The organism is Superficieibacter sp. 1612_C1, assembly GCF_015234305.1.
GTDB lineage: Bacteria > Pseudomonadota > Gammaproteobacteria > Enterobacterales > Enterobacteriaceae > Superficieibacter.
Map to the genome: position 1 here is coordinate 362,574 of NZ_JADGMI010000004.1, position 22,979 is coordinate 385,552.

The 22,979-nt window shown below is 53.9% G+C and carries 22 protein-coding genes; 14 read left to right on the forward strand and 8 right to left on the reverse strand.

The window, feature by feature from the left end; translation table 11 throughout:
• The first annotated feature begins 277 nt into the window (after window positions 1-277).
• From lldP to trmL, 4 genes are all read left to right on the forward strand, one after another.
• Window positions 278-1,933 carry an L-lactate permease gene (lldP, locus tag INT84_RS15765; protein WP_194207553.1) on the forward strand — a complete coding sequence of 552 codons (1,656 nt, stop codon included), beginning with the start codon at window positions 278-280 and terminating at the stop codon, window positions 1,931-1,933.
• Window positions 1,930-2,706 (forward strand): transcriptional regulator LldR, encoded by a 777-nt coding sequence (gene lldR / locus INT84_RS15770; protein WP_194207554.1) that lies wholly within the window; start codon window positions 1,930-1,932, stop codon window positions 2,704-2,706. Before lldP ends, lldR begins: the two co-directional genes overlap by 4 nt.
• A complete protein-coding gene (gene lldD, locus INT84_RS15775) occupies window positions 2,703-3,893 on the forward strand; it encodes an FMN-dependent L-lactate dehydrogenase LldD (RefSeq protein ID WP_194207555.1) in 1,191 nt (396 codons plus the stop codon). Before lldR ends, lldD begins: the two co-directional genes overlap by 4 nt.
• A 229-nt stretch (window positions 3,894-4,122) precedes the next feature.
• Window positions 4,123-4,596 (forward strand): tRNA (uridine(34)/cytosine(34)/5-carboxymethylaminomethyluridine(34)-2'-O)-methyltransferase TrmL, encoded by a 474-nt coding sequence (gene trmL / locus INT84_RS15780; protein ID WP_194207556.1) that lies wholly within the window; start codon window positions 4,123-4,125, stop codon window positions 4,594-4,596.
• A gap of 140 nt (window positions 4,597-4,736) precedes the next feature.
• Here the strand turns inward: trmL and cysE are convergent, their stop codons facing one another.
• The 5 genes from cysE to INT84_RS15805 form a co-directional block, all read right to left on the reverse strand.
• Window positions 4,737-5,555 (reverse strand): serine O-acetyltransferase, encoded by an 819-nt coding sequence (gene cysE / locus INT84_RS15785; protein WP_176920040.1) that lies wholly within the window; start codon window positions 5,553-5,555, stop codon window positions 4,737-4,739.
• Window positions 5,556-5,629: 74 nt separating this feature from the next.
• Window positions 5,630-6,649 (reverse strand): NAD(P)H-dependent glycerol-3-phosphate dehydrogenase, encoded by a 1,020-nt coding sequence (gene gpsA, locus INT84_RS15790; RefSeq protein ID WP_194207557.1) that lies wholly within the window; start codon window positions 6,647-6,649, stop codon window positions 5,630-5,632.
• Entirely contained in the window at window positions 6,649-7,116 is a 468-nt protein-coding gene (gene secB, locus INT84_RS15795) for a protein-export chaperone SecB (RefSeq protein ID WP_194207558.1), read from the reverse strand. The genes gpsA and secB overlap by 1 nt, the downstream gene beginning before the upstream one ends.
• A gap of 88 nt (window positions 7,117-7,204) precedes the next feature.
• A complete protein-coding gene (gene grxC / locus INT84_RS15800) occupies window positions 7,205-7,456 on the reverse strand; it encodes a glutaredoxin 3 (protein WP_194207559.1) in 252 nt (83 codons plus the stop codon).
• A 15-nt stretch (window positions 7,457-7,471) separates the two neighbouring features.
• The gene (locus INT84_RS15805) at window positions 7,472-7,903 is read right to left on the reverse strand and encodes a rhodanese-like domain-containing protein (RefSeq protein ID WP_194207560.1); all 432 of its coding nucleotides are present in this window, start codon (window positions 7,901-7,903) and stop codon (window positions 7,472-7,474) included.
• 247 nt (window positions 7,904-8,150) lie between these two features.
• Here INT84_RS15805 and gpmM point away from each other — a divergent pair, with 247 nt between their 5' ends.
• From gpmM to INT84_RS15820, 3 genes are read left to right on the forward strand one after another with little or no spacing between them, the layout of a single operon-like run.
• Window positions 8,151-9,698, forward strand: coding sequence for a 2,3-bisphosphoglycerate-independent phosphoglycerate mutase (gpmM, locus tag INT84_RS15810; protein WP_194207561.1), 1,548 nt, complete (start codon window positions 8,151-8,153; stop codon window positions 9,696-9,698).
• Between the two features lie 9 nt (window positions 9,699-9,707).
• Entirely contained in the window at window positions 9,708-10,979 is a 1,272-nt protein-coding gene (gene envC / locus INT84_RS15815; RefSeq protein WP_194207562.1) for a murein hydrolase activator EnvC, read from the forward strand.
• Window positions 10,980-10,982: 3 nt separating this feature from the next.
• Window positions 10,983-11,924, forward strand: a complete 942-nt coding sequence (locus tag INT84_RS15820; RefSeq protein WP_194207563.1) for a divergent polysaccharide deacetylase family protein — start codon at window positions 10,983-10,985, stop codon at window positions 11,922-11,924.
• Window positions 11,925-11,938: 14 nt separating this feature from the next.
• Here INT84_RS15820 and INT84_RS15825 read toward each other — a convergent pair whose 3' ends face one another.
• Window positions 11,939-12,973, reverse strand: a complete 1,035-nt coding sequence (locus INT84_RS15825; protein ID WP_194207564.1) for a glycosyltransferase — start codon at window positions 12,971-12,973, stop codon at window positions 11,939-11,941.
• Between the two features lie 233 nt (window positions 12,974-13,206).
• Between INT84_RS15825 and INT84_RS15830 the strand changes: the two genes are divergently transcribed.
• On the forward strand, window positions 13,207-13,908 hold the full coding sequence (locus tag INT84_RS15830) for a lipopolysaccharide core heptose(II) kinase RfaY (protein ID WP_194207565.1): 702 nt from the start codon (window positions 13,207-13,209) through the stop codon (window positions 13,906-13,908).
• 260 nt (window positions 13,909-14,168) lie between these two features.
• On the opposite strand, the gene tdh is transcribed toward INT84_RS15830, so the two are convergent.
• Both tdh and kbl read right to left on the reverse strand, forming a co-directional pair.
• Window positions 14,169-15,194, reverse strand: a complete 1,026-nt coding sequence (gene tdh, locus INT84_RS15835) for an L-threonine 3-dehydrogenase (protein WP_194207566.1) — start codon at window positions 15,192-15,194, stop codon at window positions 14,169-14,171.
• 9 nt (window positions 15,195-15,203) lie between these two features.
• Window positions 15,204-16,400 carry a glycine C-acetyltransferase gene (gene kbl, locus INT84_RS15840; RefSeq protein ID WP_194207567.1) on the reverse strand — a complete coding sequence of 399 codons (1,197 nt, stop codon included), beginning with the start codon at window positions 16,398-16,400 and terminating at the stop codon, window positions 15,204-15,206.
• A 212-nt stretch (window positions 16,401-16,612) separates the two neighbouring features.
• Here kbl and rfaD point away from each other — a divergent pair, with 212 nt between their 5' ends.
• From rfaD to INT84_RS15870, 6 genes are all read left to right on the forward strand, one after another.
• On the forward strand, window positions 16,613-17,545 hold the full coding sequence (gene rfaD / locus INT84_RS15845) for an ADP-glyceromanno-heptose 6-epimerase (protein WP_194207568.1): 933 nt from the start codon (window positions 16,613-16,615) through the stop codon (window positions 17,543-17,545).
• Window positions 17,546-17,549: 4 nt separating this feature from the next.
• On the forward strand, window positions 17,550-18,596 hold the full coding sequence (gene rfaF, locus INT84_RS15850) for an ADP-heptose--LPS heptosyltransferase RfaF (protein ID WP_194207569.1): 1,047 nt from the start codon (window positions 17,550-17,552) through the stop codon (window positions 18,594-18,596).
• Window positions 18,597-18,599: 3 nt separating this feature from the next.
• Window positions 18,600-19,565, forward strand: a complete 966-nt coding sequence (gene rfaC, locus INT84_RS15855; protein WP_194207570.1) for a lipopolysaccharide heptosyltransferase RfaC — start codon at window positions 18,600-18,602, stop codon at window positions 19,563-19,565.
• A gap of 1 nt (window position 19,566) precedes the next feature.
• Window positions 19,567-20,826, forward strand: a complete 1,260-nt coding sequence (locus INT84_RS15860) for an O-antigen ligase (RefSeq protein WP_194207571.1) — start codon at window positions 19,567-19,569, stop codon at window positions 20,824-20,826.
• On the forward strand, window positions 20,801-21,784 hold the full coding sequence (locus INT84_RS15865; RefSeq protein ID WP_194207572.1) for a glycosyltransferase family 2 protein: 984 nt from the start codon (window positions 20,801-20,803) through the stop codon (window positions 21,782-21,784). The genes INT84_RS15860 and INT84_RS15865 overlap by 26 nt, the downstream gene beginning before the upstream one ends.
• Window positions 21,785-21,930: 146 nt before the next feature.
• Window positions 21,931-22,941, forward strand: coding sequence for a glycosyltransferase (locus INT84_RS15870; protein WP_194207573.1), 1,011 nt, complete (start codon window positions 21,931-21,933; stop codon window positions 22,939-22,941).
• The last annotated feature ends 38 nt before the right edge of the window (window positions 22,942-22,979 follow it).

Genomic DNA, 22,979 nt, shown 5'->3' on the forward strand with positions numbered 1-22,979 from the left:
ATGGCTGGCATTCTATCTAAGCTAAAAAGCTATAAGCCTGGCTTATAAACTGCTCCCTTTCTTATTGGCCCTACCAATCCCCCGCCCAACCCTCCCACACTTCACAATTCCTTAATTTTCACTCACACATACGTTGCTTACCCATAACATTTAGTTAACCTTTGAGTGTCGTAACCCTAAACCCTCATATTGGCAGGACCACCTTTACACAGAATGTGACGCAGCAATGAGCGCAGACTCACTGTGCTGGCGTAACGGTGGGCCTCAGGAGACCTGCATGAACCTTTGGCAACAGAACTACGATCCGGCCGGTAACATTTGGCTCTCAAGCCTCATCGCTTCGCTCCCGATTCTCTTTTTCTTTTTTGCGCTAATAAAGCTCAAGCTGAAAGGCTATCTTGCGGCAACCTATACCGTGATTATCGCCCTGCTGGTAGCGCTGTTCTTCTACAAAATGCCGGTCGATCGTGCGCTGGCCTCGGTGGTGTACGGCTTCTTCTATGGCCTGTGGCCGATTGCCTGGATCATCATCGCGGCGGTCTTTGTTTATAAGATTTCGGTGAAAACCGGCCAGTTCGACATTATCCGCTCCTCGATTCTGTCGATTACGCCGGACCAGCGTCTGCAAATGCTGATTGTCGGCTTCTCTTTCGGCGCGTTTCTGGAAGGCGCGGCGGGCTTTGGCGCGCCGGTGGCGATTACCGCCGCGCTGCTGGTCGGCCTCGGCTTTAATCCGCTGTATGCCGCCGGGCTGTGCCTGATAGTAAACACCGCGCCGGTGGCCTTTGGCGCGATGGGCATTCCGATTCTGGTCGCCGGACAGGTGACGGGACTGGACAGTTTTGAAATTGGCCAGATGGTTGGTCGCCAGTTGCCGTTCCTGACCATTATCGTGCTGTTCTGGATCATGGCGATTATGGACGGCTGGCGTGGGGTGAAAGAGACGTGGCCTGCGGTGATGGTGGCGGGCGGCTCGTTTGCCATCGCCCAGTATTTAAGCTCTAACTTTATCGGCCCGGAATTGCCGGACATCATCTCTTCGCTGGTGTCGCTGGTCTGCCTGACGTTGTTCCTTAAACGCTGGAAGCCGGTACGAATTTTCCGCTTTGGCGATATGGGGGCGGCGCAGGTCGATCCTTCGATTGAGCGCATCCGCTACACGCCTGGGCAGATCCTGCGTGCCTGGTCGCCGTTTCTGTTTCTGACCGCGACGGTCACCCTGTGGAGCATCCCGCCGTTTAAAGCGCTGTTCGCGCCCGGCGGCGCGATGTACGACTGGGTGATCAACATCCCGGTACCGTTCCTCGACAAGCTGGTTGCCCGTATGCCGCCAGTAGTCCACGAAGCCACCGCGTATGCTGCGGTATATAAATTCGACTGGTTCTCGGCCACCGGCACGGCGATCCTGTTTGCCGCGTTCTTGTCTATCCTTTGGTTAAAGATGAAGCCGGTTGCGGCACTGCATACCTTTGGCAGCACGCTGAAAGAACTGGCGTTACCGATTTACTCGATTGGCATGGTGCTGGCCTTCGCGTTTATCTCGAACTACTCCGGCCTGTCGTCCACGCTGGCGCTGGCTCTGGCGCATACCGGCCACGCGTTTACCTTCTTCTCGCCGTTCCTCGGCTGGCTGGGGGTATTCCTGACCGGTTCGGATACGTCGTCGAACGCGCTGTTCGCCGCGCTTCAGGCCACCGCTGCGCAACAGATCGGGGTATCGGACATTCTGCTGGTCGCCGCTAACACCACCGGTGGCGTCACCGGCAAGATGATTTCTCCGCAGTCCATCGCCATTGCCTGTGCGGCGGTGGGGCTGGTCGGGAAGGAGTCAGATCTGTTCCGCTTTACCGTCAAACACAGCCTGATTTTCACCTGTATGGTGGGCGTAATCACCACGCTTCAGGCCTATGTCTTAACCTGGATGATCCCGTGATAATCATGCCTAAACGCCTGGCAGACGATGTTGCCGACCGTCTGCGGGCCATGATCGAAGAACAACAGCTGGAGGCGGGTATGCGTTTGCCCGCCGAACGCCAGCTCGCCGTCCAGCTTGGGGTCTCGCGTAATTCTCTGCGCGAGGCCATTGCGCGGCTTAACAGCGAAGGGCTGCTGTTGAGCCGTCGCGGTGGCGGCACGTTTGTTCGCTGGCAGCATGAAAGCTGGACTGAACAAAATATCGTTCAGCCGCTAAAAATGCTGCTGGCGGATGACCCGGACTACAGCTTTGACATCCTGGAAGCGCGTCATGCGATTGAAGCCAGCACCGCCTGGCATGCGGCGCTGCGTGCGACCAGCGTGGACAAAGAGAAGATTAAACTTTGCTTTGAAGCCACGCTCGGCGATGACCCGGATCTGGCCTCGCAGGCAGATGTCCGTTTTCACCTCGCGATTGCCGAGGCTTCCCATAACGTCGTGCTGCTGCAAACCATGCGCGGCTTTTTTGACCTGTTACAGTCCTCTGTTAAACAGAGCCGCCAGCGCATGTATCTGGTTCCGCCCGTTTTCGCCTGCCTGACCGAACAGCATCAGGCGGTGATGGAGGCGATCCTCGCCGGTGACGCCGATGGCGCACGCAAGGCGATGATGGCTCATCTCAAATTCGTCCATACCACGATTAAACGTTTCGATGAAGATCAGGCCCGCCAGGCGCGTATTACCCGCCTGCCCGGCGATCAGAACGATAATTCAAGGGAGAACAAATCATGATTATTTCCGCCGCCAGCGACTATCGCGCTGCCGCTCAACGCATCCTGCCGCCGTTTCTGTTCCACTATATCGATGGCGGTGCCTATGCCGAATATACCCTGCGCCGCAACGTCGAAGATTTGTCGCAGATCGCCCTGCGTCAGCGCGTGCTGAAGAACATGTCCGATCTGAGCCTTGAGACCACGCTGTTTAATGAAAAGCTCTCTATGCCGGTAGCGCTAGCTCCGGTCGGGCTGTGCGGGATGTACGCCCGTCGGGGGGAAGTACAGGCCGCGGCAGCGGCGGACGCGAAAGGCATTCCGTTTACGCTTTCCACCGTGTCGGTGTGCCCGATTGAGGAGGTCGCGCCGACCATCAAGCGTCCCATGTGGTTCCAGCTCTACGTCCTGCGCGATCGCGGTTTTATGCGCAACGCGCTGGAGCGGACAAAGGCGGCGGGCTGCTCCACACTGGTCTTCACTGTGGATATGCCAACGCCGGGCGCGCGTTATCGTGACGCTCACTCCGGCATGAGCGGCGCAAACGCCGCGATGCGCCGTTACTGGCAGGCAGTGACTCACCCGCAGTGGGCATGGGATGTCGGCGTTAACGGTCGTCCGCATGATTTAGGGAACATCTCGGCCTACCTCGGTAAGCCGACCGGGCTGGAGGATTATATCGGCTGGCTGGCTAATAACTTCGATCCCTCTATCTCCTGGAAAGACCTGGAGTGGATCCGCGAGTTCTGGGACGGGCCGATGGTGATCAAAGGGATCCTTGACCCGGAAGATGCCCGCGACGCGGTGCGCTTTGGCGCGGACGGGATCGTGGTTTCCAATCACGGTGGTCGCCAGCTCGACGGCGTACTCTCCTCCGCGCGCGCCCTGCCCGCTATTGCCGACGCGGTAAAAGGTGATATCGCGATCCTCGCCGACAGCGGTATCCGCAACGGCCTGGATGTGGTGCGGATGATCGCCCTGGGTGCGGATACCGTGCTGCTTGGTCGCGCGTATCTTTATGCGCTGGCGACGCACGGGCAGGCGGGCGTCGCCAATCTGCTGAATCTGATTGAGAAAGAGATGCGGGTGGCAATGACGCTGACCGGGGCGAAGTCGATTAAAGAGATCACTCAGGATTCGCTGGTGCGTGAGCTGGGCAAAGCGCTGCCCAACGCCCTGGCACCAATGACGCACGGAGATGCGGCGTAATTCCCCCCTCACCCCAGCCCTCTCCCTCAGGGAGAGGGAGCCGTCTGTACACGGTACGCTGAACCAGCTCTCCACGCTGCCGGGAGGCAGATACAGGTTATGGATGATGGCTGATTTCTGGCAAACGTGCGCAGTGCGGAGGATATACCCAGCCAGTAATAAATGGGGTGTCTCACTGCGGAGAAGAGAAAATATCTGCTATTCTGCCCCCGCAATTTAAGGGGGCAGTATGCTGAACATCGTTTTATTCGAACCGGAAATCCCGCCGAATACCGGGAATATTATCCGTTTATGCGCCAATACCGGCTTTCGTCTGCACATCATTGAGCCAATGGGCTTTGCCTGGGACGATAAGCGCCTGCGTCGCGCCGGGCTGGATTACCATGAATTTACCGCCGTCACGCGGCATCACGATTATGCCGCCTTTGTTGAAGCCGAAAAGCCGCAGCGCCTGTTTGCGTTAACCACCAAGGGCACGCCGGCGCACAGCGCGGTAAGCTATCAGGATGGGGATTATCTGATGTTCGGCCCGGAAACCCGCGGCCTGCCTGCCAGCATTCTTGATGCCTTACCGGCGGAGCAAAAAATTCGTATTCCGATGATGCCGGACAGCCGCAGCATGAATTTGTCGAACGCGGTATCGGTGGTGGTGTATGAAGCCTGGCGACAACTGGGGTATCCGGGCGCGGTGTTAAGAGCCTGATATTGACCGGGCTGCGCATAATGCCGGGCGGCACTACGTTTGCCCGGCCTACAAAAGCGCCATATCATCAGGCATACGATCATCGGTCCGTAGGCCCGGTAAGCGCAGCGCCACCGGGCACCTGCGCAGGAAGGCGGGCGTTAAATCCCGTCCCCGTACTCAAACCCGTTATGTGAGCTAAAGTGCTGGTCCATATCCATTGCCGGCTTATCCGACTCGGGTTTACCGACGATACGCGCCGGAACGCCAGCGGCGGTGGTATGCGGCGGAACAGGCTGTAATACCACAGAGCCTGCACCAATTTTCGCGCCGCGCCCGACTTCAATGTTGCCGAGGATTTTTGCGCCCGCGCCAATCATCACGCCTTCGCGGATTTTCGGGTGGCGGTCGCCGCTGGTTTTACCAGTCCCGCCTAACGTGACCGATTGCAGAATGGAGACATCGTTTTCAATCACTGCCGTCTCACCCACCACAATCCCGGTCGCGTGATCGAGCATGATCCCGTGACCAATCATTGCCGCCGGATGAATATCGACCTGGAATGAAACCGACACCTGATTTTGCAGGAAAATAGCCAGCGCCTGACGGCCCTGATGCCACAGCCAGTGGCCGATGCGGTAGGCCTGAAGCGCGTGAAACCCTTTCAGATACAGTAGCGGCGTGGAGTATTTATCCACCGCCGGATCGCGGGTGCGAACGGCCTGGATGTCGCAGGCGGCGGAGGCAATCATCTCCGGGTCCGCTGCATATGCCTCTTCCACCACTTCACGGATGGCGATGGCGGGCATGATCGGCGACGCCAGTTTATTCGCCAGCATATAGCTTAATGCACTGCCAAGATTTTCATGCTTCAGTAACGTCGCGTGATAAAAACTGGCCAGCATCGGCTCGCACTCGGCCAGCGCTCTTGCTTCGGATTTAATATTGTTCCAGACGATATCCAGTTCTTCACACGGCATTGCTGACTCCAGCGGATATAGACGATCGGCCAGTTCTCTGCTGACCGTATCTGAGATAACAGTATTCCCTACGACTAGCTGCTGCTGCGCTCGTCCTTGCGCGAACGACCCAATAAGGTCAATGCTGCCTCGCGCGCATTTTTTCCGCAATACAATACCTGATAAATTTCCTCAGTTATTGGCATTTCCACCCCGAAGCGATGCGCCAGCGCGCGCACTTCTTTGGTATTGCGATAACCTTCAACCACCTGGCCGATTTTATCCTGCGCGCCCTGCACATCCATGCCCTGACCGAGCATCATGCCAAAACGACGGTTACGCGATTGGTTATCGGTACAGGTCAGCACCAGATCGCCCAGCCCCGCCATGCCCATAAAGGTGGATGGGTCGGCACCCAGCGCGGCACCCAGACGCGACATTTCTGTCAGGCCGCGGGTAATTAAAGCGGTGCGGGCGTTAGCGCCAAAGCCAATACCGTCCGACATGCCCGCGCCAATGGCGATGACGTTTTTCACCGCCCCACCCAGCTGCACGCCGATAAAATCCGGGTTGCTGTAAACGCGGAAGCTTTTGCCGCAGTGTAAAAGCTGCTGGAGATCGTCAGAGAACGCCGTATCGGTCGCCGCCAGCGAGATCGCTGTTGGCAAGCCCGCCGCCAGCTCTTTAGCAAAGGTCGGGCCGGAGATCACCGCCAGCGGGATATCATCGCCCAGCGCTTCACGGGCGACATCCTGCAACAGGCGTCCGGTTTCTGCTTCAAGCCCTTTGGTCGCCCATACCAGCCGCGCATCGGTACGCATCAGCGGCTTAATCTGGCGCAGCACTTCGCCAAACACGTGACTTGGCACCACCACCAGGATATTGCGGCTGGCGGCCAGCGCGGTCGCTAAATCGCTCTCAAGGCGCAGCGTATCCGGGAAAGGGACATCAGGAAGGAACGCGACGTTGCAACGATCATGCTCAAGCGTCGCGATATGTTTGGGATCGTGGCCCCACAGGACAACCTGGTGGCCGTTTCTTGCCAGGGTGATGGCAAGAGCGGTGCCGTACGAGCCGGCACCGATCACTGTCATTGACGCATTACTTTCGCTCATCAGGCATCCTGATGTTCTTCAGTACCTTCGCCAGCCTGCTGCTGCAAATAGTTCATAAACAGCGCATCGAAGTTAACCGGCGCGAGGTTCAGTTGCGGGAACGTACCGCGTGAAACCAGGCTGGTGATGCATTCGCGGGCATACGGGAACAGAATGTTCGGGCAGTATGCGCCAAGGCAATGCGCCATCTGAGTGCCTTCAATGCCTTCAACGGAGAAAATACCGCCCTGCTGAACTTCGCACAGGAACGCGGTCTCTTCGCCGAGAGAAGCAGTTACGGTTACACGCAGTACCACTTCGTAAACACCTTCAGCCAGCTGGCTGGACGCGGTATCCAGATCCAGTTTAACTTCCGGCTGCCAGTCTTTCTGAAAAACGTGCGGCGCGTTAGGCGCTTCAAAAGAGATGTCTTTGGTATAGATACGCTGGATCTGAAAAGCCATCTCAGTATTATTTTGTTCTGACATGTGAAAAACCCTTTAGTGTTGTCCTTAAAATATACGTCATCCTTCCGGTTGCATCCCTGATGCCATCCTGAATGATGTTTTGTATGTGTTAGCGCAGCAGAGGATCCAGTCCACCACGTGCGTCCAGCGCATACAAGTCGTCGCAGCCGCCAATGTGCTGCGCATCAATAAAAATCTGTGGGACGGTCGTGCGGCTACTGCGTTGGATCATCTCATCGCGTTTGTGCGCATCGCCGTCAATCGGCAGCTCTTCAAACGTCACGCCTTTGCTGTTCAGCAGCGCTTTTGCACGGTGGCAAAACGGGCAGGTTGCTTTGGTGTAGATCTCAATATTGGCCATAATCGTCTCTCCGGGTTATTTACCGCGAACCAGAGGCAGGTTCTCACCGCTCCAGCCAGCAACGCCTTCTTTCAGTACGAAGACTTTCTCGTATCCGGCTTTGGTCAGCGCATTGGCGGATTCCTGAGCCTGAACACCTGTACCATCAACAACAATAATGGGTTTGTCTTTGTGTTTATCAAGCTCGCCGACGTTATTCGCTTTAATTTCGGCAGGCAGTACGTTGATGGAACCGGCAATGTGCCCTTTACGGAAGTCGTCGCGCTGGCGCAGATCGACTACAACGGCATCTTCTTTATTGATAAGACGAGTCGCTTCACCGCGCGTAATGGCCTTCACTTTAGACGTGAGACCTTTAAAGGTGGTGAACAGTACGGCCACCAGCAATGCCACCCACGCGAGACAAAGTATGGGGTGACGGCTAACAAATTGCATAATTTCTTGCATGGGGGTAACAACTCCCGACGTAGTGATTGAAAAACCAGGGAAGGAGTATACCTGTGCAGTGTGGCAAATACAGCCAGCCAGCGCGATGTTATGCATTTTCTGCGGCGCGCCGCGAAAAAAATTGTCGCATATAGGTAAATCTGCACCCAAAGCAGCCGCTTTATTTGATCTTCTGCGGCTATTTAATCGATTCAGTTGAAGTAATATTAGGCAAATTTTTTTGGCTCATGAGCATGAGGTTGTCGCAATGTCGATTTCTAAAAAACCAATGGTACTGGTGATTCTGGATGGCTATGGCTATCGCGAAGATAAGCAGGATAACGCCATTTTCGCTGCAAAAACGCCGGTAATGGACGCCCTGTGGGCAAAACGTCCGCATACGCTGATCGACGCCTCCGGGCTGGAAGTCGGTCTGCCGGATCGCCAGATGGGCAACTCCGAAGTGGGTCACGTGAACCTCGGCGCAGGCCGCATTGTGTATCAGGATCTGACCCGTCTGGATGTCGAAATTAAAGAACGCACCTTCTTTGCTAACCCGGTGCTGACGGCGGCAGTAGAAAAAGCCGCCGCCGCAGGCAAAGCGGTACACATCATGGGCCTGCTCTCCGCGGGCGGCGTTCACAGCCATGAAGATCACATCCTGGCGATGGTAGAACTGGCGGCAGAACGCGGCGCGGAAAAAATCTACCTGCATGCGTTTCTCGACGGTCGCGACACCCCGCCGCGCAGCGCTGAAGGCTCCCTGAAAACATTCGAAGACAAATTTGCCGCGCTGGGCAAAGGTCGCGTGGCGTCAATCATTGGTCGTTATTACGCTATGGATCGCGACAACCGTTGGGATCGCGTAGAGCAGGCTTATGATCTGCTGACGCAGGCCAAAGGCGATTTCCAGGCGGATACCGCTGTCGCCGGTTTGCAGGCCGCCTATGCGCGTGATGAGAACGACGAGTTCGTTAAAGCCACGGTGATCCGCGCTGAAGGCCAGGCCGATGCCGCAATGGAAGACGGCGATGCGCTGATTTTCATGAACTTCCGCGCCGACCGTGCCCGTGAAATCACCCGCGCGTTTGTTAACACCGATTTCGACGGCTTTGCCCGTAAGAAAGAAATTAAGCTCGGTGATTTCGTCATGCTGACGGAATATGCCGCCGATATTAAAACCGCCGTCGCTTATCCGCCGTCTTCGCTGGAAAACACCTATGGCGAGTGGATGGCAAAGAACGACAAGACCCAGCTGCGCATCTCCGAAACCGAGAAATATGCCCACGTAACCTTCTTCTTTAACGGTGGCGTCGAAGAGCCGTTTAAAGGTGAAGAACGCATTCTGATCAACTCGCCGAAAGTAGCGACCTACGATCTGCAACCGGAAATGAGCTCTGCCGAGCTGACCGAAAAACTGGTTGCCGCCATCGAAAGCGGTAAGTACGACACCATCATCTGTAACTACCCGAACGGCGATATGGTGGGTCATACCGGCGTAATGGAAGCGGCCATCAAGGCAGTGGAAGCGCTGGATCACTGCGTTGAGCAGGTGACGAAAGCCGTTGAGTCCGTTGGCGGACAGCTGCTGATCACCGCCGACCACGGCAACGCCGAGCAGATGCGCGATCCGTCCACGGGTCAGGCGCATACTGCCCACACCAACCTTCCGGTTCCTCTGATTTATGTCGGCGACAAAACCGTGACGGCAGTAGAGGGCGGCAAGCTTTCTGACATCGCGCCGACCATGCTGACCCTGATGGGGATGGAAATCCCGCAACAGATGACTGGTAAGCCGCTGTTCATCGTGGAATAATCCCTCCCCATGAGGGGAACGGTGATTTTTTCAAACAAACGGATCGCGACGGCAGTCAGATCCGTACTTTACGCCAGCGCACTTAGCGCTGGCGTATTGCTGTGCGCCTTTCCCGCCCACGCCGATGAGCGCGATCAGCTAAAAAGCATTCAGGCCGATATCGCTGCCAAACAGCGTGCGGTACAAAAGCAGCAGCAGCAGCGTGCAGGTTTGCTTAACCAGCTCAAACAGCAGGAAGAAGCGATTGCCGCCGCCGCGCGTAAGCTGCGGGAAACCGAAAACAGCCTTACCCAGTTAAATAAACAGATCGCCGACATGAACGCCTCCATTGCCCGCCTCGAACAACAGCGCGCGGCGCAGGAGCGTAATCTTGCCGCGCAGCTGGATGCCGCCTTTCGTCAGGGCGAGCATTCCGGGCTTCAGTTCGTGCTGAGCGGCGAAGAAGGCCAGCGTGGACAGCGTTTACAGGCCTACTTTGGCTATCTTAATCAGGCGCGTCAGGAAACCATCGCACAGCTCAAGCAGACCCGCGCCGAGGTCGATGCGCAAAAAGCCGAGCTGGAAGACAAGCAAAGCCAGCAGCAGACCCTGCTTTATGAACAGCGGGCGCAGCAGGCGAAGCTGGAGCAGGCGCGTAACGAACGTAAAAAGACCCTTACTGGACTTGAATCCTCCATTCAGCAGGGTCAGCAGCAGCTAAGCGAGATGCGTGCCAACGAATCGCGCCTGCGTAACAGCATTGCGCGCGCCGCAGCGGCAGCCAAAGCCCGTGCCGAACAGGAAGCGCGCGAAGCGGAAGCCGTCCGTACCCGTCAGAAAGAGGCGACGAACAAAGGCACTACCTATAAACCAACTGAAAGCGAACGCTCCCTGATGTCCCGTACCGGCGGACTGGGTTCACCGCGCGGTCAGGCTTACTGGCCGGTACGCGGTCCTACCCTGCATCGCTATGGCGAGCAGCTTCAGGGCGAACTACGCTGGAAAGGGATGGTTATCGGCGCGTCCGAAGGCTCAGAAGTCAAAGCTATCGCCGATGGCCGGGTGATCCTCGCCGACTGGCTGCAAGGCTACGGTCTGGTGGTGGTGGTGGAGCATGGTAAAGGCGATATGAGTCTTTACGGCTATAATCAGAGCGCGCTGGTTAGCGTGGGAACGCAGGTGCGTGCCGGTCAGGCGATCGCGCTTGTGGGCAATAGCGGCGGTCAGGGCAGACCGTCGCTCTATTTCGAAATTCGCCGCCAGGGTCAGGCGGTCAATCCACTGCCGTGGTTGGGAAGATAAGTTTTGCTTCAATTTCGTCGAATTGTTGTTTGTACCGCCGGAATGTTAGCCGTTATCGCGCCGGTTTACGCAGGTAAACTCGCCATTGTGATTGATGATTTTGGCTATCGCCCGCAGACTGAAAATCAGGTGCTGGCCCTCCCCTCAGCCATTAGCGTCGCCGTGTTACCGAACGCGCCGCACGCCCGTGAGATGGCAACCAAAGCGCACAATAACGGTCATGAAGTGTTAATTCACCTGCCGATGGCACCGTTAAGCAAACAGCCGCTGGAAAAAGATACCCTGCGCCCGGATATGAGCAGCGCCGAGATTGAGCGCATCGTACGTGAGGCGGTGGATGATGTCCCTTACGCCGTGGGGCTGAATAACCATATGGGCAGCGCCATGACCTCCAGCCTGTTCGGCATGCAGAAAGTGATGCAGGCACTGAGCCACTATAATCTCTATTTTCTCGACAGCATGACGATTGGCAACAGTCAGTCGATGCGCGCGGCCAGCGGCACGAGCGTAAAAGTGATTAAGCGCAGGGTTTTTCTGGATGACACGCAGCGGGAGGCGGATATTCGCGCCCAGTTTACGCGTGCGGTTGAGCTGGCGCGGCGTAATGGTTCGGCGATTGCTATCGGGCATCCGCATCCGACCACCGTGCGCGTGTTGCAACAGATGGTCTACAACCTGCCGTCAGATATTACCCTGGTGCGTCCGAGCGACCTGCTTAACGAGCCGCAGATTGACACTTCGACCCCGAATACAAAACCGCCGAAAACCAGTACGCCGGATGCGCCGCGCAATCCGTTTCGCGGCGTGAAACTCTGCAAGCCGAAGCAAAAAACCGAGCCGGTTTACGCCACGCGCTTCTTCAGCGTACTGAGCGAGAGCATCAGCCAGAGCACCCTGGTGCAGTATTTTCAGCACCAGTGGCAGGGCTGGAACCGGCAAAAATAACGGACGGCGTCCGCTTAACGCAGGTTAACCGCCTCGCGAGCGAGACGCCGGATGCACAGTTTGCGGTCACGCCACTTCCACAGCCGCGCTGACCATAGCAGCGCCTGATACGCCAGTTTCGGACTACGCACATTCGTCACCATCCGCTGATACATGCCGGAGGTAAAAATCTCGGCGATCATCCGCTGGCGGATCATCGGATCGCGCTCTTTGCGTACCGAATGGCACACCCGCAACGCTTCGTAAACGATTTGCTGATGAAATTCAGGATGGATAGTGATTTTCCCGGCATAGTCGCGGTTCAGCTTCTCCAGCAGGCGAGTGATCTTCATATAGTGGCGCTGATAGGCCAGGTTTTTTTGCCCCTGGCGCTTGAGGCGGCTTACCGAGGCGTCGTGCAGGAAGTATTTATATAAAGACTCTTCCGTGTAGCGCACGCGACGGGCGTTAAACATGCACTCGGTGGACCATAAAATATCCTGATGATGCAGGCCCGGCACGAAGGTCAGGCCGCACTCCTCAAGCATCTGACGGCGATATACGCCCATCCATACCACGTGCGTCCAGCGACGGGAGGCCAGCGCCATACGCAGCCAGTCCGGGCCGCTCAATACCTCCGTTGAGCGCAGGCGTTCCAGCGGGATCGATTGCCAGCAGTAGCCGGTCGCGCTGTCGCACCAGTCGGCGTTGCACTGCGCGACGTCGAGATTATCCCGCAACGCCATGGTCATCAGCGTTTCATACATCCTGGAATAGGTCAGATCGTCTGCATCAACAAAAGCGACATACTCCCCTGTCGCCGCTTCCATGCCACGATTACGCGCGACGGACGCACCGGCATTCGCCTGTGTAATCAGTTGGATATGCGGGTATTTCTCTGCATAATGCTGCGCAATTCCGACGGAACAGTCCGTTGAACCATCATTAACAATAATAATTTCCAGAGCGCTCCAGCTCTGAGCCACCAGCGACTCCATACAGGCGGCGAAGGCCTCGCCTGCGTTATAGAGAGGGATAATGACACTGAGTTTGCCTGAGCTAATCATCATAGTAATTACCTGCTTAATAATGGATATGCGGTTACGTTTTACGCGCTATTCCTTAAGAAAGACTTAAGGCCCAGCGCGCTTTGTTTATCCCGTTGATTTTCAAATTGAAAATAAATCCAGATTAAGAATAATCACTTATTGTTAAGTTTTGACGACACCAGCTCGTTTAGGGTTAGGGTATAATGCGTCAGATAATCATTACTCTTACATGTAACCACCCAACCGGAAGTGTTATGCCCATCGTTACCAGTAAAGAAAACGGCTTCACGATTTATGAGAAGGACACAGGCGTCCGTTTTGGCGAGATAGTAAAAAAATATCTGGCCGGCGAGTTGCCGTCGGTATCGTTGGGCAGTGGTAATGAGGACAGAACCGTTGCGGTCGTGGAATACGAGGGTAAAAAATACATCGTCAAAAACGATCGGGAAAAAGATAAGCGGCTTGAGAAACGGCTGCAAAATTATCTCTCCGGACCTTTTTTCTCAAAGCTGATTTATGCCACCGACCGCGCGATAACCCAGGGTTATACCGGGACGGCCGATCTCTATTATGTGGCGGAGAAAATGGTCGGCCGCGAATGTGAAAACGTCTTTACCCTTCATGAGTATGTCGAAGGGACGCCGTTGAAGGTGATTGACGATTCGAATCGCGAGGAGATTAAGAATTGCATTCTGGCGCTGCATCGCGCAGGGCTGGCATCCAATGATATCCATGCCGGGAATTTTATCCGTACCCCGGAGGGGGAGTTGAAGATTATTGACCTCTCCTGTCGCGGCAGTATGCGAGTGTGCCAGGCGAACGATATTTTAACCCTGCGGAAAAAATACCATCTTGAGGTGGAAGGTCACGGCGCGGTGTATCGCCTGATCAGGCTGAAAGAGGATTTTCGAAAGCTTTCACGCAGGTTGCGGGGGAAGGTTAGCTCTCACGCATAACGTTGGCCTCCTGCTATAAAATGCCGGGTGGCGCTGCGCTTACCCGGCCTACCTTCCCTTAATCGTAGGCCCGTGCAAGCGAATGCGCCGCCGGGCAACGCTGGCACCGCGTCTGAGACATCGCGCGCAATAATGCCGGGTGGCGCTGCGCTTACCCTGCCTACGTTACCCTAATCGTAGGCCCGTGCAAGCGAATGCGCCGCCGGGCAACGCTGGCCCGCGTCTGAGACATTGCGCGCCACCGGGGAAATCACCGGACCTTAATCCCAGCTCAGGATCACTTTCCCGGACCGACCGGAACGCATCTCGTCGAAGCCCTGCTGGAACGCATCAATCGGGAAACGATGGGTGATAATAGGTGACAGGTCCAGACCAGACTGGATCAGCGCCGCCATCTTATACCACGTTTCAAACATCTCGCGTCCGTAGATGCCTTTGATAAACAATCCCTTGAAGATCACCTTATTCCAGTCAATCGACATATCCGACGGTGGAATGCCCAGCATGGCGATACGTCCGCCGTGGTTCATGGTGTCCAGCATGGAACGAAACGCTGGCGGCGCGCCGGACATCTCAAGACCCACGTCAAAGCCTTCAGTCATGCCCAGCTCAGCCATCACTTCGGTCAGGCTTTCTTTAGACACATCAACCGCACGGGTCACGCCCATTTTGCGCGCCAGCTCGAGGCGGTATTCATTCACATCGGTAATAACAACGTTACGCGCGCCGACGTGTTTCGCCACCGCAGCGGCCATAATGCCAATCGGACCCGCGCCGGAGACCAGCACATCTTCACCGACCAGATCGAACGACAGCGCCGTGTGAACCGCGTTGCCGAACGGATCGAAGATAGACGCCAGATCGTCGGAAATATTGTCGGGAATTTTGAAAGCGTTGAAAGCCGGGATCACCAGATATTCTGCGAAGCAGCCTGGACGGTTAACCCCCACGCCCACGGTATTGCGACACAGATGCGTGCGCCCACCGCGGCAGTTACGGCAGTAGCCGCAGGTGATATGACCTTCGCCCGAAACGCGATCACCAATTTTAAAGCCTTTTACTTCCTGGCCAATACCAACCACTTCACCCACATATTCATGACCGACGACCATCGGCACCGGGATAGTCTTTTGCGACCACTCGTCCCAGTTATAGATATGCACATCGGTGCCACAGATAGCGGTTTTACGGATTTTGATCAGCAGGTCGTTATGACCGACGTCCGGTTTTGGGACGTCGGTCATCCAGATGCCTTCTTCCGCTTTCAGTTTCGCTAACGCTTTCATCTTCGATCCTCAGGCAATCACGCCCAGTTGTTTACCGATGCGGGTAAAGGCTGCCACCGCACGTTCAATTTGTTCCGGCGTATGCGCCGCCGACATTTGGGTACGAATCCGCGCCTGGCCTTTCGGCACCACCGGATAGAAGAAACCGGTAACGTAAATCCCTTCTTTTTGCAGCTCGCGGGCAAAGTTCTGCGCCACCGTGGCGTCGCCTAACATCACCGGAATAATGGCGTGATCGGCCCCGGCCAGGGTAAAGCCTGCCGCCGACATCTGCTCGCGGAACTGACGGGCATTGGCCCACAGGCGCTCACGCAACTCCGCGCCGGACGCCAGCATCTCCAGCACTTTAATTGAGGCGGAAACAATGGCTGGTGCCAGGGAGTTGGAGAACAGATATGGACGAGAACGCTGACGCAGCCACTCAACCACTTCCTTACGCGCCGCCGTATAGCCGCCGGATGCGCCGCCAAGCGCCTTACCCAGCGTCCCGGTAATGATGTCCACGCGGCCCATCACCTCACAATACTCGTGCGTACCGCGACCGTTCGCGCCGACAAAGCCAACCGCGTGGGAGTCATCCACCATCACCAGGGCGTCATATTTATCCGCCAGATCGCAGACGCCTTTGAGATTGGCGATCACGCCGTCCATGGAAAAGACGCCGTCGGTGGCAATCAGCACATGACGCGCCCCGGCTTCACGCGCCTCTTTGAGGCGGGCTTCCAGCTCCTGCATATCGTTGTTGGCGTAGCGAAAACGCTTCGCTTTGCACAGGCGCACGCCGTCAATGATTGAGGCATGGTTCAGCGCGTCGGAAATAATGGCATCTTCCGCCCCGAGCAAAGTTTCAAACAGGCCGCCGTTGGCGTCAAAGCAGGAGGAGTAGAGGATCGCGTCTTCCATGCCGAGGAAGTCGGCCAGTTTTTTCTCCAGCACTTTATGGCTGTCCTGCGTACCGCAGATAAAGCGCACCGAGGCCATACCAAAACCGTGAGAGTCCATGCCCGCTTTGGCGGCAGCGATCAGTTCAGGATGGTTAGCAAGGCCAAGATAGTTATTGGCGCAGAAGTTAATGACGTGGCTGCCGTCGCCGACGGTGATATCCGCCTGCTGAGCAGAAGTAATGATCCGTTCTTCCTTAAATAACCCTTCCGCCCGCGCCGTTTCCAGATCGCCACTTAACTGCTGATAAAAGTCCCCACGCATAACCACTCTCCCGATTCGATAAAAGTTGGTACATATTACCCAAAGCTATACGTTGATACGAGATGACGCATTAGCAGATGCGATTTTTGCAGCATAAATCACGCATGCGCAGGTGGCTGTCGGTGAAAGCTGAAGACTGGACGTTGTGATGGTATGATAAAGACATTCGTATCTGAGACGGTCTCAGTACCCACTATTTCAAAGGTTAACGTATGATCATTGTGACTGGCGGCGCGGGTTTTATCGGTAGCAACATCATTAAGGCCCTGAATGATAAAGGCATTACCGACATCCTGGTGGTTGATAACCTGAAAGATGGCACCAAGTTTGCCAACCTGGTCGACCTCAACATCGCTGATTATATGGATAAAGAAGACTTCCTTGTTCAAATCATGGCGGGCGAAGAGTTCGACGATATCGATGCCATTTTCCATGAAGGCGCATGTTCTTCCACCACCGAGTGGGACGGCAAGTATATGATGGATAACAACTATCAATACTCCAAGGAGTTGTTGCACTATTGCCTGGAGCACGAAATTCCGTTCCTGTATGCCTCTTCGGCTGCCACCTACGGCGGACGCACCTCCGATTTTATTGAATCCCGCGAGTATGAAAAGCCGTTGAACGTCTATGGCTACTCTAAATTCCTGTTCGATGAATATGTGCGTCAGATCCTGCCGGAAGCGAACTCGCAGGTTGTCGGCTTCCGCTATTTCAACGTCTATGGTCCGCGCGAAGGACATAAAGGCAGCATGGCGAGCGTGGCTTTCCATCTTAATACCCAATTGAATAATGGCGAAAGTCCGAAACTGTTTGAAGGCAGCGACGGCTTTAAGCGTGATTTCGTCTATGTAGGCGACGTTGCAGCGGTGAATCTGTGGTTCCTGGAAAACGGCGTTTCCGGCATCTTTAACCTGGGTACCGGGCGCGCGGAATCTTTCCAGGCCGTCGCGGATGCGACGCTGGCCTTCCACAAACAAGGCAGCATCGAATACATCCCGTTCCCGGAAAAACTGAAAGGCCGCTATCAGGCGTTTACGCAGGCGGATCTCACTAATCTGCGCGCTGCGGGCTACGACAAGCCGTTCAAAACCGTCGCTGAAGGCGTGACGGAATATATGGCCTGGCTGAACCGCGACGCATAATCCTATGAAAATACTGGTGATCGGCCCGTCCTGGGTGGGCGACATGATGATGTCGCAAAGTCTTTACCGCACGCTCCGGGCGCACTATCCCCAGGCCATTATTGATGTGATGGCACCCGCGTGGTGCCGTCCGCTGCTGTCGCGCATGCCGGAAGTGAATGAGGCAATCCCCATGCCGCTGGGTCACGGCGCGCTGGAGATCGGCGCGCGCCGCAAGCTGGGCCGCAGTTTACGCGACCGCCATTACGATCGCGCTTACGTCCTGCCGAACTCGTTTAAATCCGCGCTGGTGCCGTTTTTTGCCGGTATTCCGCTTCGCAGCGGCTGGCGCGGCGAGATGCGCTACGGCCTGCTCAACGATGCGCGCGTCCTGGATAAACAGGCCTGGCCGCTGATGGTGGAGCGCTATGTAGCGCTGGCGTATGACAAAGGCACGATGACCAGTGCGAAGGATCTGCCGCAGCCGCTATTGTGGCCTGAACTTCAGGTCAACGATGACGAAAAATCAGCGACCTGCGAGGCATTTACATTATCGACAGAACGTCCGCTAATCGGCTTTTGTCCCGGCGCAGAATTTGGCCCGGCCAAACGCTGGCCGCACTATCACTACGCAGAGCTGGCAAAACAACTCATTGATGAAGGTTATCAGGTAGTCCTGTTCGGCTCGGCGAAAGATCACGATGCGGGCAATGAAATCCTTGCCGCCTTAAGCATTGAACAACAGGCGTGGTGCCGTAACCTGGCGGGCGAAACCCAGCTTGAACAAGCAGTGATCCTGATTGCGGCCTGCAAAGCCGTGGTCAGCAACGACTCGGGATTGATGCACGTGGCCGCCGCGCTTGGCCGTCCACTGGTCGCCCTGTATGGCCCCAGCAGCCCGGACTTTACGCCGCCGCTCTCTCACAAGGCGCGCGTCATTCGCCTGATTGAAGGCTACCACAAGGTACGAAAAGGCGATGCCGCCGAAGGTTATCACCAGAGTCTGATCGATATCACGCCACAACGCGTGCTGGATGAACTTAATGCGCTACTGCTTGATGAGGATGCCTGACGGATGCGGGTGTTAATCGTAAAAACCTCATCAATGGGTGATGTCCTGCATACGCTTCCTGCCCTTACCGATGCCATGCATGCTCTGCCGGGCATTCGCTTTGACTGGGTGGTTGAAGAAGGATTCGCACAAATTCCCTCCTGGCATGAAACGGTTGATCGCGTGTTGCCCGTGGCGATCCGCCGCTGGCGCAAAGCCTGGTTTTCCGCAGCCGTAAAAGCTGAACGCGCCGCGTTTTCTCGCCGTTTACGTGAAGTGCGCTATGATGCGATCATTGATGCACAAGGGCTGGTGAAAAGCGCAGCGCTGGTCACCCGACTGGCTCATGGCGTGAAGCACGGTATGGACTGGAAGAGCGCCCGCGAACCGCTGGCAAGCCTCTTTTATAACCGCCGACACTTTATTGCCAAACAGCAGCATGCGGTAGAGCGCACGCGTGAACTGTTTGCCAAAAGTCTTGGATATAGTCAACCGCAAACGCAAGGCGATTACGCGATTGCACGCCACTTTTCGACTAATCTGAAGGCCGATAATGCGTGTTATGCGGTATTTTTACACGCAACGACGCGCGATGATAAGCACTGGCAAGAAGATCACTGGCGTCAGTTAATTAGCTTATTGCGTGATGCAGACATACGCATCAAACTACCCTGGGGTGCTCCTCATGAGGAAGCGAGAGCGAAGAGGCTGGCGGAAGGATTTGACTATGTGGACGTATTGCCACGCATGAGTCTGGAAGAGATTGCGCGGATGCTCGCAGGGGCAAAATTTGTGGTCTCGGTCGATACTGGCCTGAGTCACCTGACGGCAGCGCTCGATCGCCCTAACATCACGCTTTATGGCCCAACCGATCCGGGGTTGATTGGCGGCTATGGCAAAAATCAGCTGGCGCTGAAATCGCCGGGTCAGGAAACCGGTGAGATTTCACCTGAGATGGTTTTTGAGCATTTAACTAACCTGAGTGTATAAGATGACCTTAAAGGGATTGACCTTTTCTCCACTGGCAAAAAAAGCGTGTGAATGGACGCTGTGTACGGGCTTACTGGCAACCCTTTTTTCGCTTCTGTTGGTGAATGTTGATGTGGCCGCAAAATTATTTAGCGTCACCGCGTTGGTTTCCCTGATTTTTATCGTTGCTGAGAGGAAGTGCCTCTCGTCAAAAAAAGCGCTGCTGGTGCTGGCTGGCGTTATTTTCCTGATAGGTATTTACAACGTTCTGTGGCTGGAGCTTTTCAAGCCGGAGAAAACCGATTTTTCAGGAACGTATCGCGCTTACTTATACGCAGCACGTATGCTCATCTCAGGTACTTTTGTCGTTCTGGCATTCAGTTTGATCACGCAAAGTATGAAACGTTTTATCCTACCTTGCCTGTCGGTACTGCTTATTGCGGTAGTGATCTATGCTGGGGTAGAAGAAGCGCATCATCAGCTACCGAGAATTATGCTGGCCTTTAAGGTCGCTACTACCGCAGGCTATGCCGTCGCGCTCATCGGTATAGTATGCAGTGCCTGGCTCATCCAGTTAAAGCCAAGGCTTTATCCGCTGATATTGGCGTTAGTTTCGTTATGCGTTTTGGTCACTCTGGCACTAAACGAAACCCGGGCGGCAATGCTGACATATCCAGTTATTATCCTGCTGATGTTGTTAGCAAATTATTCTCACTCCAGAAAAAAACTGCTGAAACGTGCGGCGCTCTTTTTTGTCCTGTTGGTAGTGTGCGGCGTGGTAATGAAAGATGTGCTCCAGCAGCGTACACAAAATTTAATGAGCGATATTACCAGTTATCAAAATAATAATAGTAATACTTCTGTCGGTGCGCGCCTCGCCATGTATCAGGTGGGACTAGAAACGATGAGATTTAATCTGATCGGGCAATCCATCGAAGAACGTCAAAACGCTATCACTGCCATGATACAGGCACACCCTAATCTTTCAGGTGCAGCACCTTACCTGAATGTCCATTTGCATAACGAACTCATCGAAACCCTTTCATTGAAAGGTATTGTTGGTACGTTACTACTGATTTTGTTCTATATAACGCTTATTTATTACTCAATAAGACATAAAAATATATCGCTTTTTGTTGTGACACTTGCAATCATGTTGTTCGGCCTCTCCGATGTTTTGCTCTATTCAAGGGAAATGCCCATTGTTGCAACGTCGTGTATCGCACTTTGTATATTATTACAACAGAATAAAGTTAATGATGAACGAAAAGCCTGTTCTTAGCATAATTATGGCGACACATAACAATGGCGTGCTGGCGTCAGATGCCATTATGTCTGTTATAAACAATATGCCGCATAATTGTGAACTTTTGGTGATAAACGATGGTTCAACAGATGAGTCGGATCAAATTATCCGCGATCTGACCCATAAATATAATAACATACGTTACTATTACCAGCCTAAAAGTGGCGTCTCCGTTGCGCGAAACCGGGGCATTGAACTAAGCCAGGGAGACTACCTCGCGTTTATCGATGGAGACGACCTGTACAGCAAAAATTTCTTTAGCGTCATAATGCCGGTCTTAGAAAAGCAGCAGTACGACATTATTGCTTATGAAAGTACTCGTGATTTCGATACGTTTGTAGCCGAACAAAAAAATGATTTGCCCTATAAATTAGATACCCGTTACGAAGAGATTATCCAAAAAACATTCAAAGCCTCTCACTGGCAAGTATGGCGTCGTATTTTTAGAAAAGACATCATCGGAGAGGATCGCTTTCCTGAGCATCTTTCCTATTTTGAAGATGTCTCCTTTACCCCTTTTCAATATTTGAAAAGTAAGACACTCTGCAAAATAAACAGCATCCTCTATTATTATCGCAAGAATAGACTGAGCGTCACCGAAACGCATCAGGAAAATGACATCATGGATATGTCGCATGCGTTGAATAAATTTATTACCAGCGTGAAAGAGCACCCGGAGACGGCGTCGCTGACCACCATGGCAATGATGAATTGCTATATTGAACTGAGAAAGAAAACCAGAAAGATGCGCGGCTATTATAATTATAGCCACGAAGAAATGCAGTTAATTGAAAGGCTGAAAGAGGCGTGTCTCTATAAAAATATAGATAAGAAACATAAGAAGTTTTATTTAAGGGTCAAACTTTATCAATTCGATCTTTTCTTTTCACGCTTAAAATACAGACTATTGCCTCGCTGGATCAGGAGGCAGTAATCCGGGATCGGCAGTAACCTGCTAATTTTAATAGAAAATAAAATCACTCAAGGGAAGGAACACAAAAGCTTCGTCTTTACCGCTTATAGTCATCCTCTTGATAATATGTTATCATTGGCTATGATATTTTTGCTACAGGTACAGGTATGTTCGGTAAGCAGCCCATTCTCAGCCAACAAACTTTTTCCGGCATGGCCTCTGAATCGTTATCGGTTAAACGGCTCAATATTGCTTATGGGGTCGATAAAAACTTCCTGTTCGGTGCTTGTATTTCTGTGACATCGATACTTGAAAATAATAAGAATGTCCCTTTAGCCTTTCATATTTTCTCTGACTACAGCGATGAAGATACCTGCAAAAAATTAAATGAGCTGGCTGTTCACTATCAAACAACCATCTCCTTATATATCATTAACAATGACTGTTTTTCTGCGTTCCCCTATACCGTTCGTTATGCCTACGCAACGTACTACCGTTTCCTTACCTGTGAGTACCTCCAGTCTCAGACCGAAAGTCTGGTATATCTGGATGCAGATATCATCTGTAAGGGCAGTGTTGAACCGCTGCTCAACATGGATATCGAAGATAATATTGTTGCGGGCGTCATTGACGTAGAGATGATGCAGAAAAGAGCGGTACAGGTTTTTGGCTTTGAGCCCAACACTTACTTTAATACCGGTATGTTGTATATCAACCTGAAAGCATGGCAAGAAAATAATATCCTGGAAAAAATTATCGCCACCTTCTCGGACGAAGCGCTTGCACCGAAGTTAACGTTCCCCGATCAGGACGCGCTCAATCTTCTGGTGAGGGGCAAAGTGAAGTTCCTCCACCGTGGGTACAATGCGTTCTATAACTTTGATGACGAACCAAAAATAAAGCGAGCCGATCGCTATAAAGAGATCATCAATGATGACACCGTGTTTATTCACTATGTTGGCGTCACGAAGCCCTGGTTCCAGTGGGCCAAAGATTACCCTGCCGTGAAGTACTTTAGCGAGATCTACAAAATTTCGCCGTGGCGTGACCAGCCGCTGTACGACGCCAGAACATTAAAGCAGTTTAAAAAGAAATCTGTCCATCAAAAGTATCTGGGCCACCGTTTTGAAGGCTTCAAAACTTATCTGACCTATACCTGGATGAAGATGAAAAAATAGGTAAAAAAAAGCCACTGGTTTTGACGCCAGTGGCTTTT

Bases quoted from the DNA above. Each gene is read 5' to 3' on its own strand.
- lldP (WP_194207553.1), top strand. From the start codon at position 278: ATGAACCTTTGGCAACAGAACTACGATCCGGCCGGTAACATTTGGCTC.
- lldD (WP_194207555.1), top strand. From the start codon at position 2,703: ATGATTATTTCCGCCGCCAGCGACTATCGCGCTGCCGCTCAACGCATC.
- trmL (WP_194207556.1), top strand. From the start codon at position 4,123: ATGCTGAACATCGTTTTATTCGAACCGGAAATCCCGCCGAATACCGGG.
- cysE (WP_176920040.1), bottom strand. From the start codon at position 5,555: ATGCCGTGTGAAGAACTGGATATCGTCTGGAACAATATTAAATCCGAA.
- gpsA (WP_194207557.1), bottom strand. From the start codon at position 6,649: ATGAGCGAAAGTAATGCGTCAATGACAGTGATCGGTGCCGGCTCGTAC.
- secB (WP_194207558.1), bottom strand. From the start codon at position 7,116: ATGTCAGAACAAAATAATACTGAGATGGCTTTTCAGATCCAGCGTATC.
- grxC (WP_194207559.1), bottom strand. From the start codon at position 7,456: ATGGCCAATATTGAGATCTACACCAAAGCAACCTGCCCGTTTTGCCAC.
- INT84_RS15805 (WP_194207560.1), bottom strand. From the start codon at position 7,903: ATGCAAGAAATTATGCAATTTGTTAGCCGTCACCCCATACTTTGTCTC.
- gpmM (WP_194207561.1), top strand. From the start codon at position 8,151: ATGTCGATTTCTAAAAAACCAATGGTACTGGTGATTCTGGATGGCTAT.
- envC (WP_194207562.1), top strand. From the start codon at position 9,708: ATGAGGGGAACGGTGATTTTTTCAAACAAACGGATCGCGACGGCAGTC.
- INT84_RS15825 (WP_194207564.1), bottom strand. From the start codon at position 12,973: ATGATGATTAGCTCAGGCAAACTCAGTGTCATTATCCCTCTCTATAAC.
- INT84_RS15830 (WP_194207565.1), top strand. From the start codon at position 13,207: ATGCCCATCGTTACCAGTAAAGAAAACGGCTTCACGATTTATGAGAAG.
- tdh (WP_194207566.1), bottom strand. From the start codon at position 15,194: ATGAAAGCGTTAGCGAAACTGAAAGCGGAAGAAGGCATCTGGATGACC.
- kbl (WP_194207567.1), bottom strand. From the start codon at position 16,400: ATGCGTGGGGACTTTTATCAGCAGTTAAGTGGCGATCTGGAAACGGCG.
- rfaD (WP_194207568.1), top strand. From the start codon at position 16,613: ATGATCATTGTGACTGGCGGCGCGGGTTTTATCGGTAGCAACATCATT.
- rfaF (WP_194207569.1), top strand. From the start codon at position 17,550: ATGAAAATACTGGTGATCGGCCCGTCCTGGGTGGGCGACATGATGATG.
- rfaC (WP_194207570.1), top strand. From the start codon at position 18,600: ATGCGGGTGTTAATCGTAAAAACCTCATCAATGGGTGATGTCCTGCAT.
- INT84_RS15860 (WP_194207571.1), top strand. From the start codon at position 19,567: ATGACCTTAAAGGGATTGACCTTTTCTCCACTGGCAAAAAAAGCGTGT.
- INT84_RS15865 (WP_194207572.1), top strand. From the start codon at position 20,801: ATGATGAACGAAAAGCCTGTTCTTAGCATAATTATGGCGACACATAAC.
- INT84_RS15870 (WP_194207573.1), top strand. From the start codon at position 21,931: ATGTTCGGTAAGCAGCCCATTCTCAGCCAACAAACTTTTTCCGGCATG.